Annotated in this window: 12 protein-coding genes and 1 pseudogene; 6 read left to right on the forward strand and 7 right to left on the reverse strand. The window is 72.8% G+C overall.

All coding sequences use genetic code 11. The features are described 5' to 3' along the window. Window positions 1–67 precede the first annotated feature (67 nt). Window positions 68–842 (reverse strand): annotated as a pseudogene (locus AB0947_RS10170) (metallophosphoesterase family protein). Continuing rightward, on the reverse strand, window positions 839–3,847 hold the full coding sequence (locus tag AB0947_RS10175) for an FAD-binding and (Fe-S)-binding domain-containing protein (protein ID WP_366749956.1): 3,009 nt from the start codon (window positions 3,845–3,847) through the stop codon (window positions 839–841). Before AB0947_RS10175 ends, AB0947_RS10170 begins: the two are co-directional and overlap by 4 nt. 384 nt (window positions 3,848–4,231) lie before the next feature. Between AB0947_RS10175 and serC the strand changes: the two genes are divergently transcribed. Then, window positions 4,232–5,350: a phosphoserine transaminase gene (gene serC / locus AB0947_RS10180; RefSeq protein WP_366749846.1), complete on the forward strand. Its 1,119-nt coding sequence runs from the start codon at window positions 4,232–4,234 to the stop codon at window positions 5,348–5,350. A gap of 102 nt (window positions 5,351–5,452) precedes the next feature. On the opposite strand, the gene AB0947_RS10185 is transcribed toward serC, so the two are convergent. Further along, window positions 5,453–6,430, reverse strand: coding sequence for a WD40 repeat domain-containing protein (locus tag AB0947_RS10185; RefSeq protein WP_366749847.1), 978 nt, complete (start codon window positions 6,428–6,430; stop codon window positions 5,453–5,455). A 120-nt stretch (window positions 6,431–6,550) separates the two neighbouring features. Between AB0947_RS10185 and AB0947_RS10190 the strand changes: the two genes are divergently transcribed. From AB0947_RS10190 to AB0947_RS10200, 3 genes are all read left to right on the forward strand, one after another. Next, window positions 6,551–7,225 (forward strand): GDSL-type esterase/lipase family protein, encoded by a 675-nt coding sequence (locus tag AB0947_RS10190; protein ID WP_366749848.1) that lies wholly within the window; start codon window positions 6,551–6,553, stop codon window positions 7,223–7,225. A gap of 98 nt (window positions 7,226–7,323) precedes the next feature. Beyond that, window positions 7,324–7,920, forward strand: coding sequence for a Uma2 family endonuclease (locus AB0947_RS10195; protein WP_366749850.1), 597 nt, complete (start codon window positions 7,324–7,326; stop codon window positions 7,918–7,920). A 56-nt stretch (window positions 7,921–7,976) separates the two neighbouring features. Then, window positions 7,977–8,972 carry an aldo/keto reductase gene (locus AB0947_RS10200; protein WP_366749851.1) on the forward strand — a complete coding sequence of 332 codons (996 nt, stop codon included), beginning with the start codon at window positions 7,977–7,979 and terminating at the stop codon, window positions 8,970–8,972. Window positions 8,973–9,196: 224 nt separating this feature from the next. On the opposite strand, the gene thpR is transcribed toward AB0947_RS10200, so the two are convergent. After that, entirely contained in the window at window positions 9,197–9,769 is a 573-nt protein-coding gene (thpR, locus tag AB0947_RS10205) for an RNA 2',3'-cyclic phosphodiesterase (protein WP_366749852.1), read from the reverse strand. Between the two features lie 40 nt (window positions 9,770–9,809). On the opposite strand from thpR, the gene AB0947_RS10210 reads away from it, so the two are divergent. After that, window positions 9,810–10,355 carry a GNAT family N-acetyltransferase gene (locus tag AB0947_RS10210; RefSeq protein WP_366749853.1) on the forward strand — a complete coding sequence of 182 codons (546 nt, stop codon included), beginning with the start codon at window positions 9,810–9,812 and terminating at the stop codon, window positions 10,353–10,355. Window positions 10,356–10,536: 181 nt separating this feature from the next. Here AB0947_RS10210 and AB0947_RS10215 read toward each other — a convergent pair whose 3' ends face one another. Further along, on the reverse strand, window positions 10,537–11,883 hold the full coding sequence (locus AB0947_RS10215) for an MFS transporter (RefSeq protein ID WP_366749854.1): 1,347 nt from the start codon (window positions 11,881–11,883) through the stop codon (window positions 10,537–10,539). A gap of 26 nt (window positions 11,884–11,909) precedes the next feature. Further along, window positions 11,910–12,347, reverse strand: a complete 438-nt coding sequence (locus AB0947_RS10220) for a MarR family transcriptional regulator (protein ID WP_171155238.1) — start codon at window positions 12,345–12,347, stop codon at window positions 11,910–11,912. A 155-nt stretch (window positions 12,348–12,502) separates the two neighbouring features. Here AB0947_RS10220 and AB0947_RS10225 point away from each other — a divergent pair, with 155 nt between their 5' ends. After that, on the forward strand, window positions 12,503–12,685 hold the full coding sequence (locus AB0947_RS10225) for a ribbon-helix-helix protein, CopG family (RefSeq protein ID WP_366749856.1): 183 nt from the start codon (window positions 12,503–12,505) through the stop codon (window positions 12,683–12,685). A 10-nt stretch (window positions 12,686–12,695) separates the two neighbouring features. Here AB0947_RS10225 and AB0947_RS10230 read toward each other — a convergent pair whose 3' ends face one another. Next, on the reverse strand, window positions 12,696–14,147 hold the full coding sequence (locus AB0947_RS10230; RefSeq protein WP_366749858.1) for an NCS2 family permease: 1,452 nt from the start codon (window positions 14,145–14,147) through the stop codon (window positions 12,696–12,698). Window positions 14,148–14,181 lie beyond the last annotated feature (34 nt).

The raw sequence follows: 14,181 nt of genomic DNA on the forward strand, positions 1-14,181 counted from the left end.
CCGCTTCGGTGCCGCCGTGTCGGTGACGGTGCCGCCGGCGTCCGTGGAGATCGCCGGTGTGCTCACCCTACGAAGCGTCCCGTCCGTCCTTCGGCCCCCACGCTTCCAGCACGTCCGTGTCCGTCGCCCGGGCGTACAGGAAGTAGTCGGCCCACGCGGCGATGTCCGGGTTGGAGCACTCCCGGGTCAGCCGGGCCACCGCCGCCGGTATGTCGTACGGCGTCACGCGCAGGTCGGTGCCGGGGCCGAGGAGGCACCAGTGGGCGCCGGGGCGGCCGTAGGGCATCCCGACGCTGCCGGGGTTGACCACCAGGCGGCCGTGGGCCAGTCGGACGTAGGGCATGTGGGTGTGGCCGCAGACGACCGTGCCGATGCCGGGCGGCAGGCCGGCGAAGACCTCCGCCCAGCGGGCCGGGCGCGAATCGACCAGGACCAGTTCCTCGTCGTCGCGCGGGGTGGCGTGACAGAAGAGGACCGGGCCGAGTCCGCGCACGCGCAGGGTGCGGGTGCGCGGCAGGGCGGCCAGGAAGCCGACCTGGTCCGGGCGCAGCGCGCGGGCGGCGTACGGGCCGATGGGGTCCGGGATCTCCGCGCGCTCGCCCCGCCGGTACTCCACCAGTTCCCGGTCCGCGTTGCCGCCGATCCACAGCACCCGGTCGCCCTGCTCGCGCAGCAGGTCCAGTACCTCGGCCGGCTGCGGGCCCCGCCGTGATGTCCCCGGTGAGGACGATCCGCTCGGCGGCGGCCACCTCGGGCTCCGCCAGTACCGCCTCCAGGGCGGGCAGCACGCCGTGGATGTCGGAGAGGACCGCCAGGCGGGTGTACTCCTCGTCCTCGTTCACCCGGCACCCCCCGCCGGGGAGTCCAGCGCGTCCGCCAGCACCTCCGCCAGGTGCCGGCCCCGGACACCGGCGAGCTGTTCCAGCTGGGTGCGGCAGGAGAAGCCGTCCGCCATGATCAGTGTGCCGGGCGGGGACTGCCGGACCGAGGGCAGGAGCTGTTCCTCCGCACAGGCCCGGGAGACCTCGAAGTGGCCTTTTTCGAAGCCGAAGTCGCCCGCCAGGCCGCAGCAGCCTCCGCTCAGCTCGCCGGTGAGGCCGGCGGCGGCGCGCAGCCGGCGGTCGGGGGTGTCGCCGAGCACCGCGTGCTGGTGGCAGTGGGTCTGGCCGGCGACCGGGCGGCCGACGGCGGGCGGGGTCCAGTGCGGGGCGTGCCGTTCCAGGGTCTCGGCGAAGGTGCGGACGGCGGCGGACAGCCGGGCGGCGCGCGGGTCGCCGGGCAGCAGCTCCGGAAGGTCGGTGCGCAGGGCGGCGGCGCAGCTCGGTTCCAGGACGACGACCGGGACCCCGGCCTCCAGCACCGGTTCCATCAGGTCCAGGGTGCGGCGCAGGACGTCGCGGGCGCGGTCCAGCTGGCCGGTGGAGAGGTAGGTCAGTCCGCAGCAGACCCGGGCCCGGCGGGCCGCGAGCAGCGCGGTCGCCGCCCTGGTCCTGCCGTCCGCGATCGCTCCCCGGCGCAGCAGCAGCGTCGGCGGCAAGGCCACGCGCAGCCCGGCGGCCTCCAGCACCCGCACGGCGGCCCGGCCGACGGACGGCGCGAGGTACTCCGTGAAGGTGTCCGGCCAGAGGACGACCAGGTTTCCGCCGCCCTCGGCGCCCAGCTCAGGCACGTCTCCAGCACCCGGCGCGGGCAGACCTTCAGCGCCCGGCGACGGCAGCTCCCCCACGCCCGGCGCAGACAGCTCCCCCACGCCCGGCGCAGGCGACTCCCCCACACCCGACGCCGGCAGGCCCCCCGCACGCGCCTCAGGCAAGCCGCCGGCATCCGGCTCACGCAGGTCAGCGCCCGGCATCCCCGCGGCAGCCCCTGCGGGGGCCCGGTCGTGCCACCATGCCGTGAACGTCTGGGTCGCCAGTCGCGGGATCTGCCGTTCCGGGGTGATCCCGGCCAGCCGTTTGCCGAGGGCGGCCAGTGGGCGCACCCGGGCCAGGGCGTTGAGCAGGGGAGCCGTTCGTGTGCGGGCGGTCCAGCGGAGCCATTCCGGGAGCCGGCCCAGGGTGTGGTGGGCGGCGGGGCGGCGGCGGCCGGCGTAGTGGTGGTGCAGGAACTCCGCCTTGTAGGTGGCCATGTCGACGCCGACCGGGCAGTCAGAGCGGCAGCCCTTGCAGGACAGGCACAGGTCCAGGGCGTCCCGGACCTCAGGAGACCGCCAGCCGTCGGTGATCAGCTCGCCCGCGAGCATCTCGTGCAGCAGCCGGGCCCGGCCGCGTGTGGAGTGCTCCTCCTCGCCGGTGACCCGGAAGGAGGGGCACATCACGGCGGGCCCGGCCGCCGTGGTCGTACGGCACTTGGCGACGCCGACGCAGCGGCGGACGGCCGCGGCGAAGTCGCCGCCGTCCGCCGGGTAGCCGAAGGCGACGTCGACCGGGCGCCCCGGCAGGACGGAGAAGCGGAGGTTGGCGTCGAGCGGGGCCGGGCGGACCAGCATGCCGGGGTTGAGCAGGTCGTCGGGGTCCCAGAGGGCCTTGGCCCGCTCGAAGAGCCGGACCGTCTCCTCGCCGTACATGCGGGGCAGCAGTTCCGCGCGGGCCTGGCCGTCGCCGTGCTCCCCGGAGAGGGAGCCGCCGTGGGCCACCACCAGGTCGGCCAGTTCCTCGGAGAAGCGGCGGAAGCGGCCGACACCGGCCTCGGTGAGCAGGTCGAAGTCGACGCGGACGTGGATGCAGCCGTCGCCGAAGTGGCCGTACGGCGTGCCCCGCAGGCCGTGCGCGGCGAGGAGGGCGCGGAAGTCGCGCAGGTAGGCGCCGAGCCGGGCCGGTGGCACCGCGCAGTCCTCCCAGCCGGGCCAGGCCTCCGTGCCGTCCGGCATCCGGGTGGCCGTGCCGGACGCGTCCTCGCGGATGCGCCACAGGGTCCGCTGGTCCGCCGGGTCGGTGACGACCAGCGCCGACACGACGTCGGCGGCGCGCACGATCTCCTGCGCCCGCGCGCGTGCCTCCGCCGCCGTCCGCCCGCCGGTCTCCACGAACAGCCAGGCGCCTCCCGCCGGCAGGCCCGCGCCGGCCGGTACCAGGTCGGCGGCCATGCCCTCCACCGTGAGCGGCCGCAGCGGCAGCAGGCCGGCGGCGGCCTCGGCGGCGGCGCTCTCGTCGGCGTACGCCAGCACGGCCAGGGCACGCGCGCGCGGAGCCTCGACCAGGCCGACCACGGCCTCGGTGAGGATGCCCAGGGTGCCCTCGGAGCCGCAGAAGGAGCGGGCGACGTCCGCGCCCTTCTCGGGCAGCAGCGCGTCCATCGCGTACCCGGAGATGCGGCGGGGCAGGTCCGGGAAACCCGTGCGCATCCGGGCCAGTTCGCCCTCGGCCAGCTCCCGCAGCCCGTCCGGGGCGCCCGCCCAGCCCGGCCCGAGCCGCAGCCGCTGCCCGCGCGCGGTGAGCACGGACAGCTCCCGCACGCTGTCCGCGGTCGTGCCCCAGGCGACCGAGTGGGAACCGCAGGAGTTGTTGCCGATCATCCCGCCGAGCGTGCACCTGCTGTGCGTGGACGGGTCGGGGCCGAAGCGCAGCCCGTGCGGTGCGGCGGCCTCCTGGAGCCGGTCGAGCACGAGCCCCGGCTGCACGACGGCCGTGCGGCTGCCCGGGTCCAGCTCCAGCAGGCCGGCCATGTGCCGGGTGAAGTCCAGGACCACGCCGGTGCCGGTCGCCTGCCCGGCGATCGACGTGCCCCCGCCCCGCGCCACCACCGGCACCCCGCGCGCCCGGCACACCTCCAGCGCGGCGGCCACGTCGTCCGCGTCCCTGGGGGCCACGACCCCGAGGGGCACCCGCCGGTAGTTGGACGCGTCCATCGTGACCAGGGCCCGGGCGGTGGCGTCGAACCCGACCTCGCCGCGCACGGCCCCGCGCAGCGCACGGGCCAGCTCGGCGGCACCGTCGCCACCGGCACCGACACCGGCACCGGCACCGGCACCGACAACAGCAGCGGCACCAGCACCGGCACGCCACGCACCCCGGGACCCGCTCCCCGCCGCCCCGGCCGCCCCCGCTGCCCCCGCACCACCCGTTCGATCCGTCATGCATCCAGGATGCATCCGCTCACGCACCGTCACCGCGTGTTTTCCACAAGCCCGCACGTATCGTCGTACAACCTCACAAGTCCGTGTCCTGGTGATCTCGTCTCATCGGACGGACACCTCTCCACCTCGCTCTCCGCCACGGGCTAACCTCGTGCCGTGGCCGACATCCAGATTCCCGCAGACATCAAGCCCGCCGACGGACGTTTCGGCGCCGGCCCCTCCAAGGTGCGCACCGAGGCGCTGGACGCCCTCGCCGCCACCGGAACCTCCCTGCTCGGCACCTCCCACCGTCAGGCTCCCGTCAAGAACCTGGTCGGCAAGGTCCGCGAGGGCATCTCCGAGCTGTTCTCCCTCCCCGAGGGATACGAGGTGATCCTCGGCAACGGCGGCTCCACCGCCTTCTGGGACATCGCCACCCACGGCCTGATCGAGAACAAGTCGCAGCACCTGAACTTCGGCGAGTTCTCCTCCAAGTTCGCCAAGGCGGCCAAGCTCGCGCCCTGGCTGTCCGAGCCCACCGTCATCGCCTCCGACCCCGGCACCCACCCGGAGCCGCGGGCCGAGGCCGGCGTCGACGTCTACGCCTTCACCCACAACGAGACCTCCACCGGTGTGGCCATGCCGATCCAGCGCGTGGCCGGCGCCGACGAGGGCGCGCTCGTCCTGGTGGACGCCACCTCCGGCGCGGGCGGCCTCCCGGTCGACATCGCCGAGACCGACGTCTACTACTTCGCCCCGCAGAAGTCCTTCGCCTCCGACGGCGGCCTGTGGATCGGTGTCTTCTCCCCGGCCGCGATCGAGCGCGCCGAGCGGATCCACGCGTCCGGGCGGCACGTCCCGGAGTTCTTCAGCCTGCCGACCGCGATCGACAACTCGCGCAAGAACCAGACGTACAACACCCCGGCCCTCGCCACCCTCTTCCTGCTGAACGAGCAGCTGGAGTGGCTCAACGGCCAGGGCGGCCTCTCCTGGTCCACGGCCCGGACGAAGGACTCCTCGACCCGGCTGTACGGCTGGGCGGAGGAGGCCAAGTACGCCACCCCGTTCGTCTCGGACCCGGCCAAGCGCTCGCAGGTCATCGGCACGATCGACTTCTCCGACGAGATCGACGCCGCCGCCGTCGCCAAGGTGCTGCGCGCGAACGGCATCGTGGACACCGAGCCGTACCGCAAGCTCGGCCGCAACCAGCTGCGCGTCGCGATGTTCCCGGCGATCGACCCGGCGGACGTCGAGGCGCTGACGAAGTGCGTCGACTACGTGATCGAGAAGCTCTGACCGTCCCCGGACACGGCTCACCGAAGGGGCGCCCGGCACCACCGGGCGCCCCTTCGTCACTTCCGGCGCCCCTTTGCCGCCGCCGGGCGGATGCCGCCCCGGTCAGCCGCGCCGCAGCCGCCGCAGGCCGAACAGGGCCGCCGCACCGACCAGGACGATCACGGCCCCGACCTTCAGGCCGCCCCCGCCGCCCTCGTCCGAGGACGTGCCGGAGCCCCCCTTCGCCGAGGACGACCCGGCGTCGGGCCGGCCGGGCGCGTCGACGGCCTGGACGGCGCTGTTCGCGCCCTCGCTGCCGTACATCAGCTTGGTGCCGTCGACGGAGTACGACACGGACTCCCCCTGCCCCTGCAACGGGACGTCCAGGCGCCCCTCGCGCTTGATGCGGCCGCCGTTCCAGCGGTAGTGGATGCCGCCGAAGTAGCCGCGCACGGCGAGGTCCCGGCCGTCCGGGGAGAAGGCGGCGTCGGTGGCCCACAGGTCGACGGCGGCGATGGGCTTGAAGACGTTCGTGCCCGAGGTGGACAGGGTGGCGGGGCCCTCGTACAGGTGCCCGCCGTCCTCCTTCTTGTCGATGATGTAGACGCGCCCGGTCTTCGGGTGGACCAGCAGCGACTCGGCGTCGCGCGGCCCGTCGGAGTACTTCACGACGTACTGCGTGGCCGTGACCGTCTGGTCCGTCAGGTTCTTCGGCTCGGGCAGCCGGTAGATCCACACGTAGGGCCACCTGCCGCCGAAGTTGTCGCCGATGTCACCGACGTAGATCTCGTTGTGCGGCCCGATGGAGATGGCCTCGACGTCACGCGGTGAGCCGATCCCGCGCAGGGTGATCCGGGCGACGGTCTTCCCGGTCGCGCTGTCCACCGCGTAGAGGTACGGCCCGTCGTCGCTGTCGTTGTGCGTCCAGTAGACGCCGGGGTGCAGCCGGGAGGCGGCGAGCCCGCTGGACTCGGTGATCCGCGGGTCCTTGAGGGTGAACCCCTGGTCGCCCGCCCCGTCGGCGGTTCCGTCGGCGGAGGCGGGCAGCGCGCAGGCACCGGCGAGCAGCAACCCGGCGAGGACGGCGAACGATCGACGCATGCCCCAAGCCTGCCATTCCCCACGGGGGTTCGAGACACACGGGCGCCGTGGACGGGGACGTGGTCCGCCTCACAGGGACCACCGGTCCCGTGCGTCAGGGAGATCGTCCATCATGACCGGATGCTTAGGTTCATGCCCGTGGGCGACTCCATGACGATCGGGAGCGCGGGCGAACACACATGGCGTTACCGGCTGTGGCGGCACCTGCGCGGGGCGTACGGCGGCCCGTTCACCTTCGTCGGACCGCGCGAGACGCTGTACGACAAGGAGGCCGACGCCCCGACGTCCCTCGCCTACGCCGACCCCGCCTTCCCGCGCGCCCACCTCGCGGGCTGGGGCGAGGGCTGGCTGCACATGGCCCCGCTGATCGGCGACGCGGTGCGCGTCCACCGCCCCGGCGTCCTCCTGGTCTCCCTGGGCCTGATCGACCTCGGCTTCTACACGAACGCCGAGCAGACGGCGGAGAACGTACGGGCCTTCGTGGCGGGCGCCCGGGCGGCGGACCCGCGCATCCGGATGGTGCTGCTGCCGGTCATCCCGAACATCCGGGCGGCGGCCGACGCGCCCTTCGCCGAGCAGGTCGACCGGTTCAACGTGCTGCTCGCCAAGGCGGTGGCCGACCTGGACGAGCCGCGCTCGCCGCTCCTGCTCGCCTCGCCGCCCGAGGGGTACGACGTGCACACCGACACCTACGACGGCACGCATCCCAACGCGCGCGGGGAGCACCTGATAGCGGAGGCGTTCGCGGGGGCGATGCGGGAGGCGTGGGGGGTCGGCGGGGCGTCCGTGGCCTGATCGGCCCGACCGGATTCCGGCGCTTCCCGGCCGGGTCCCGTGTCGTTGTACCGCGCGGCCGCACTCTTCTCGGGGGGCGGCCGGGGAGGAGCACCACGATGACCGTCCTGGAAGACAGGGGCGAGATCACGACGGCCGGTGCCGGCACCGGGCGCCTGGACGAGTGGTTCGAGCGGCTGGAGCGGATGCCCGTCCCCGACGGTTACAAGGTCGAGATCGTGGGGGGCGATGTCTTCATGACGCCGCAGCGGGACGTCCACTGGCACACCATCCGCGAGATCCTCTGGGCGCTCGAAGACCGCTTCGGGAGGCGCTCGGCGCGCGTGCTCCCGGACGTCCGCATCGACTTCCCCGGCAACGGGAACGGCTTCTGCCCCGACGTCGCCAAGTTCCGCGAAGGCGCGGCGAAGGACGACGACGGGCGCCGGCGCCACGAAGACGTGGAGTTCGTCGCCGAGGTGGTCGCGAAGGCGACGGCCCACAACGACTACGGGCCCAAGAAGGCCGCGTACGCCCGCGCGGGGATCCCGGTGTACCTCGTCGCCGACCCGTACCAGGGCAGGTGCCATGTGTACACGGAGCCCAAGAAGGGCGAGTACGCCCGCGAGCTGCGCGTCGACTACGGGACCGACGTCGACCTCACGGCGACCCCGCTACGCCTCACCCTCAGAACCGCCGACTTCCCCCGCGACTGACCCCGCTCCCGCAGGGCCTTGCATAGAGCGCACTCGAAGTCGTTGGCTGGTGGACCATGGAGTACACGCAGCTAGGACGCACGGGACTCAAGGTCAGCCGGCTCGTCCTCGGGACGATGAACTTCGGTCCGCAGACCGACGAAGCCGACAGTCACGCGATCATGGACGCGGCGCTGGACGCGGGCATCAACTTCTTCGACACGGCCAACGTGTACGGCTGGGGCGAGAACAAGGGCCGGACCGAGTCCATCATCGGCAACTGGTTCGCCAAGGGCGGCGGCCGGCGCGAGAAGACGGTCATCGCCACCAAGGTGTACGGCAACATGGACGCGGACGGCGCGACCGTCTGGCCCAACCACGACAAGCTCTCCGCGCTGAACATCCGGCGCGCGGTGGACGCCAGCCTGAAGCGGCTGCGGACCGACTACATCGACCTCTACCAGTTCCACCACATCGACCGCAGCACCCCGTTCGAGGAGATCTGGCAGGCGATCGACGTCCTCGTCCAGCAGGGCAAGATCCTCTACGTCGGTTCCAGCAACTTCCCCGGCTACAAGATCGCCCAGGCCAACGAGGCCGCCGCCCGGCGCGGCGGCACCATCGGCCTGGTCAGCGAGCAGTGCCTGTACAACCTGGCCGAGCGCCGCGCCGAGATGGAGGTCATCCCGGCCGCGCAGGACTACGGCCTCGGGGTGATCCCCTGGTCGCCGCTGCACGGCGGTCTGCTGGGCGGGGTCATCAAGAAGGAGGTGCGGGGCGGTCGCCGCGCCTCGGGCCGGACCGCGGACACCCTCAAGGACCCGGCGGCCCGCGCGCAGGTCCAGGCCTACGAGGACCTGCTCGACAAGCACGGCCTGGAGCCCGGCGAGGTGGCCCTGGCCTGGTTGCTGACCCGCCCCGGCGTGACGGGACCGATCGTCGGCCCGCGCACCGCCGAACAGCTCCAGTCGGCCCTCCGGGCGGTCGAGCTGGAGCTCGGCGAGGACCTGCTGGCCGGCCTGGACGAGATCTTCCCGGGCCCGGGCCCGTCCCCGGAGGCGTTCGCCTGGTAGGCGCCCCCAAGGAGTGGCGGGGCCGCATGCGACCTGCGGTCCCGCCGCCTGGGCGCGGCCGGCCGGGGACGGCCCGCGGCCGCCTGAGCAGCCGCCGTGCCCGCGCCCGGGGCGCCCGGGCGCCCCGCTACCTGACGGCCGACGCCAAGGCCACCACCACGAACATCAACACAAGCGCACCGGCCATGATCCGGTTCCGGGTTTTCGGGTCCACGCATCCGAGACTAACCGGCTCCGCCCAGCGCCCACCGCTCGACCACCTCGTACCGCGGCTGCTCCCCAGGCACCCCGGACGTCGGCAGCCGGCTGCGCACCAGCGCCAGGTCGGCCACGGTCCAGGTCGCGCCGGCGAACTCCGCGAGGTCCGTCACATACGGCCGCACGTCCACCGCGTCCCGGCTGCGGGCCAGCGTCAGATGGGCCTTGTACCGCCGGTGCTCCCCCATCGGCACCCCGGCCTTGCGGGCCGCCGCCTCCGCCCGGTCGGCCAGCAGCCGCAGCGCCTCCACGTCCCCCCGGGCGCCCGTCCACAGCGCCCGGCCCCGGCCGAACTGGCCGCCGCCGGCGAGCGAGAGCGGGAAGGGGTCCGTACGGTGGGCCGCGCGGGCCAGGCGGTCCGCCAGGGCGGGTACGACATCGTCGGCGACCTCGCCGTAGAACGCGAGGGTGAAGTGCCAGCCGGGGCGGGCGGTCCAGCGCAGCCGGCCGGCGTCCGGCAGCCGCCTCAGCCGGTCCACCTCGGCGGCGAGTTCCTCCACGACGTCCCCGGGCGGCAGTACGGCGGCGAAGAGTCTCATGGCTCTCACGATCGCAGACCCCGGCGGGCATGATGGGCCGATGACGATCACCATCCGAGAGGGCGGGCCGGACGACCTGCCCGCGATACTGGGCATGCTCGACAGCAGTGTGGAGTGGCTCGTCTCACAGGGCCGGACCGGCCAGTGGGGCACCGAGCCGCTGTCGGAGCACACCAGGACCGTCGAGGCGGTAGCGGGCGCCCTGGACGCGGGCACCACGTACATCGCCGAGGTGGACGGCGTTCCGGCCGCCACGCTCACCCTGACCGACGGACCCGGCGCCTACCTGTCCCACCTCCCGCCGCCCGGCGAGCCCGAGCGGTACATCCACTGGCTCGCCTCCGACCGCCGCTTCAAGGGGCGGGGCGTGGGCAGCGCGCTGCTCGCGCACGCCGCCGAGGTGACCCGGCGGGCCGGTGTGGGCCTGCTCCGGGTGGACTGCTACGCGGGCGGTGACCGCCGGCTCGTCGCCTACTACGAGGCCAACGGATTCACCCCGACGCACACCTACACCCACGGCCCGGACGACTGGCCGGGACAGGTGCTGGCCCGGAGGGTCGACCAGGACCCTCCGGACGAGCGCTGACGGGACGGCCGGGCAAGCTCACGCCGCCGTGGCCGACCGCACCCGCGGATGGCCGTGGTGCCGGCCCGCCCACGCGCGCCGGCACCAGGCCGATCGCCCCGGCCGACACCACACCGCCGGCACAACGGCCCCGCCCCGAAGGACCCTCCGGGAGAACCCCTCCGGCAAGCGGCCGGCAAGCTCACGCCGCCGTGGCCAACCGCTCCCGCTCGCGCGGCACGAACCGCACCCGCGGATGGCCGTGGTGCCAGCCCACCGACAGCCGCAGGCCGCCGACGCGGGCCAGGACCAGGCCGATCGCCGCGGCCGCCGCCGCCGACACCACACCGCCGGCCGCGAAGCCGACGCGGGCGCCGTAGGTGTCGGTGATCCAGCCGACCACCGGGGCGCCCAGCGGCGTACCGCCCATGAAGACCATCATGAACAGGGCCATCACCCGGCCGCGCATGGCCGGGTCGGTGCCCATCTGCACGGCGGTGTTCGCGGTGACGTTCACCGTCAGGCCGAAGATCCCGATCGGGACCATGAGCAGCGCGAACAGCCAGTACGACGGGGCCACCGCGGCCACGGTCTCCAGCAGGCCGAAGGCCAGCGCGGCGGCGATCAGCACGCGCAGCCGGGCCGTGCCGCGCCGGGCGGCCAGCAGGGCGCCGACCAGGGAACCGACGGCCATCAGGGTGTTGAAGAGGCTGTAGGCACCGGCTCCGGCGTGGAAGACGTGGTCCGCGTAGGCGGACAGCCACACCGGGAAGTTGAAGCCGAAGGTGCCGATGAAGCCGACCAGCACGATCGGCCAGATCAGCTCCGGCCGCTTGGCCACGTACCGCAGCCCTTCGCGCAGCTGGCCCTTGCCGCGCGGGGCGCGCTCCACCACGTGCAGCTCGCCGGCGCGCATCAGCAGCAGCCCGGCGATCGGCGCGGCGAAGGACAGGCCGTTGGCGAGGAACGCCCAGCCGGTGCCCACACCGGTGATCATCAGGCCGGCGACGGCGGGGCCGACGAGCCGGGCGGACTGGAAGTTCGCCGAGTTCAGGCTGACCGCGTTCTGGAGCTGCTCGGGGCCGACCATCTCGGAGACGAAGGACTGCCGGGCGGGGTTGTCGACCACCGTGGCGAGGCCGACGGCGAAGGCGGCGACGTAGACGTGCCAGACCTGGACGTGACCGGAGAGGGTCAGCGCGGCGAGGGCGAGACCGGTGAGGGCCATCGCGCTCTGGGTGACCAGCAGAGCGGGGCGCTTGGGCAGGCGGTCCACGAGGACGCCGCCGTACAGGCCGAACAGCAGCATCGGCAGGAACTGGAGGGCCGTCGTGATGCCGACGGCCGCGGAGGAGCCGGTGAGGCTGAGCACCAGCCAGTCCTGGGCGATGCGCTGCATCCAGGTGCCGGTGTTGGAGACGACCTGCCCGATGAAGAAGAGGCGGTAGTTACGGATCCTCAGCGAGCTGAACATCGACGACTTGCGGGAAACACGGGTCGTAGGGGTGGCCGGTGCGGGGGCGGAAGGTGTTCCGGATCCCGTACTCAAAGGGTTCGCCTCCTCGGATGGCGCGCTTACAGGTGTGCGAGTTTCTCCAGCACGGGGGCGGCGGCGCGCAGGGTCGCCCACTCGTCGTCGTCGAGGCCGTCGGCCAGGCCGGCCAGGAAGGCGTTGCGCTTGCGGCGGCTCTCTTCGAGCATGGCCTCGGCCTGTTCGGTCTGGGTGACGACCTTCTGGCGCCGGTCCTCGGGGTGCGGCTCCAGCCTGACCAGGCCCTTGGCTTCGAGCAGCGCGACGATGCGGGTCATCGACGGCGGCTGGACGTGCTCCTTGCGGGCCAGTTCGCCCGGGGTGGCGGAGCCGCAGCGGGCGAGGGTGCCGAGCACCGACATCTCGGTGGGGCTCAGCGACTCGTCGACCCGCTGGTGCTTGAGCCGACGGGACAGCCGCATCACTGCGGAGCGGAGTGCGTTCACGGCGGCCGCGTCGTCGCCATGGGTAAGGTCCGGCATGTTCTTTAGCGTAACTCATTACTCTCGCTAAAGACCAATCGGGCGTGCCCAGGATGCCCGTGACGCCCGCCACTGAACCTTGCGATCACCCGAACGGGTGAGCCGGGTCCGGAAAACGACGCACCGGACGGCCCGCTGTGGCGACCCTCGTAGGCATGGGGACCAGTGTGCTCAGCCTGCGGATGGACGGGGAGCTGCTCGAACGGCTCCGGCAGCACGCGGCGAGAAGAGGAATGAGCGTCCAGGACTATGTCGTCCGGACGCTCATTCGGGATGACTTCGACGAGCGGTTCCAGACCGCCGTCGAGGAGACGGAGAAGTTCTACGGCGTCACCTGACGCCCGCCGGTCAGGTCAGGCCCAGGGCCGGCATCAGGTAGTAGAAGGCGAAGACCGCCGAGACGACGTACATCGCCGCCGGGATCTCCCGGGCCCGCCCGGCGACCAGGCGCAGCACCGTGAAGGTGATGAAGCCCATGCCGATGCCGTTCGTGATCGAGTAGGTGAACGGCATCATCAGCATCGTCACGAACGCCGGGATCGCGATGGTGTAGTCCGCCCAGTCGATCTCCTTGATGGAGTTCGACAGGATCAGGAAGCCGACCGCGACCAGCGCCGGGGTGGCCGCCTGGGACGGGACCATCGTGGCGACCGGGGTGAGGAACAGCGCGACGGCGAACAGGCCGCCCGTGACGACGTTGGCGAAGCCGGTGCGGGCGCCCTCGCCGACGCCGGCCGTGGACTCCACGAAGGCGGTGGTGGCCGAGGAGGAGCTGGCGCCGCCCGCCGCGACCGCGAGGCCGTCCACGAAGAGGACCTTGTTGATGCCCGGCATGTAGCCCTCGGCGTCCGTCAGCTTGGCCTCGTCGCTGATGCCCATGATCGTGCCCATCGCGTCGAAGAAGCACGACAGCAGGACCGTGAAGACGAACAGGATGCCGGTCAGCACGCCGACCTTGGAGAAGCCGCCGAACAGGCTGATGTGGCCGACCAGGCCGAAGTCGGGGGTGTCGACCGGGTTGCCCGGCCACTTCGGGACCGTCAGGCCCCAGGACGGGATCGTGGCGACCGCGTTGATGATCACCGCGAGGACGGTCATGCCGACGATGGAGATGAGGATCGCGCCCGGCACCTTGCGGACGATCAGCGCGAAGGTGAGGAGCGCGCCCAGGATGAAGATCAGCACCGGCCAGCCGGTGAGGTGGCCGCCGGTGCCGAGCTGCACCGGGACGGTGGTCTGGGCGGCGTCCGGCACCCGGGTGACGAAGCCGGAGTCGACCAGGCCGATCAGCATGATGAACAGGCCGATACCGATGGAGATCGCCTTGCGCAGGCCGAACGGCACGGCGTTCATCACGCGCTCGCGCAGCCCGGTGGCGACCAGCAGCATGACCACGAAACCGGCGAGGACGACCATGCCCATGGCGTCCGGCCAGGACATGCGCGGCGCGAGCTGGAGGGCGACCACCGAGTTCACGCCGAGGCCGGCGGCGAGCGCGATCGGCACGTTGCCGATGACGCCCATCAGCAGCGTGGAGAACGCGGCTGTCAGCGCGGTCGCCGTCACCAGCTGGCCGTTGTCCAGGTGGTGGCCGTACATGTCCTTCGCGCTGCTGAGGATGATCGGGTTCAGCACGATGATGTACGCCATGGCGAAGAAGGTGGCGAAACCGCCACGGACCTCACGGGCGAGGGTGCTGCCGCGCTCGGAGATCTTGAAGTAGCGGTCGAGGGCGCCATAGGCGGACGCGCCACCCGGCTTCTCGGGGGTGGGGACCTTGGCGGGTGCCGAGGTGGACATGCGGGACCTCATCACCAGCGGGGTTCCCCCGAGC

It is taken from the genome of Streptomyces sp. NPDC047841, assembly GCF_040704085.1.
GTDB lineage: Bacteria > Actinomycetota > Actinomycetes > Streptomycetales > Streptomycetaceae > Streptomyces > Streptomyces argyrophylli.

Bases quoted from the DNA above. Each gene is read 5' to 3' on its own strand.
- AB0947_RS10175 (WP_366749956.1), bottom strand. From the start codon at position 3,847: ATGGACGCGTCCAACTACCGGCGGGTGCCCCTCGGGGTCGTGGCCCCC.
- AB0947_RS10230 (WP_366749858.1), bottom strand. From the start codon at position 14,147: ATGTCCACCTCGGCACCCGCCAAGGTCCCCACCCCCGAGAAGCCGGGT.
- AB0947_RS10225 (WP_366749856.1), top strand. From the start codon at position 12,503: ATGGGGACCAGTGTGCTCAGCCTGCGGATGGACGGGGAGCTGCTCGAA.
- AB0947_RS10185 (WP_366749847.1), bottom strand. From the start codon at position 6,430: ATGCGTCGATCGTTCGCCGTCCTCGCCGGGTTGCTGCTCGCCGGTGCC.
- AB0947_RS10220 (WP_171155238.1), bottom strand. From the start codon at position 12,347: ATGCCGGACCTTACCCATGGCGACGACGCGGCCGCCGTGAACGCACTC.
- AB0947_RS10210 (WP_366749853.1), top strand. From the start codon at position 9,810: ATGACGATCACCATCCGAGAGGGCGGGCCGGACGACCTGCCCGCGATA.
- AB0947_RS10195 (WP_366749850.1), top strand. From the start codon at position 7,324: ATGACCGTCCTGGAAGACAGGGGCGAGATCACGACGGCCGGTGCCGGC.
- AB0947_RS10190 (WP_366749848.1), top strand. From the start codon at position 6,551: ATGCTTAGGTTCATGCCCGTGGGCGACTCCATGACGATCGGGAGCGCG.
- thpR (WP_366749852.1), bottom strand. From the start codon at position 9,769: ATGAGACTCTTCGCCGCCGTACTGCCGCCCGGGGACGTCGTGGAGGAA.
- AB0947_RS10200 (WP_366749851.1), top strand. From the start codon at position 7,977: ATGGAGTACACGCAGCTAGGACGCACGGGACTCAAGGTCAGCCGGCTC.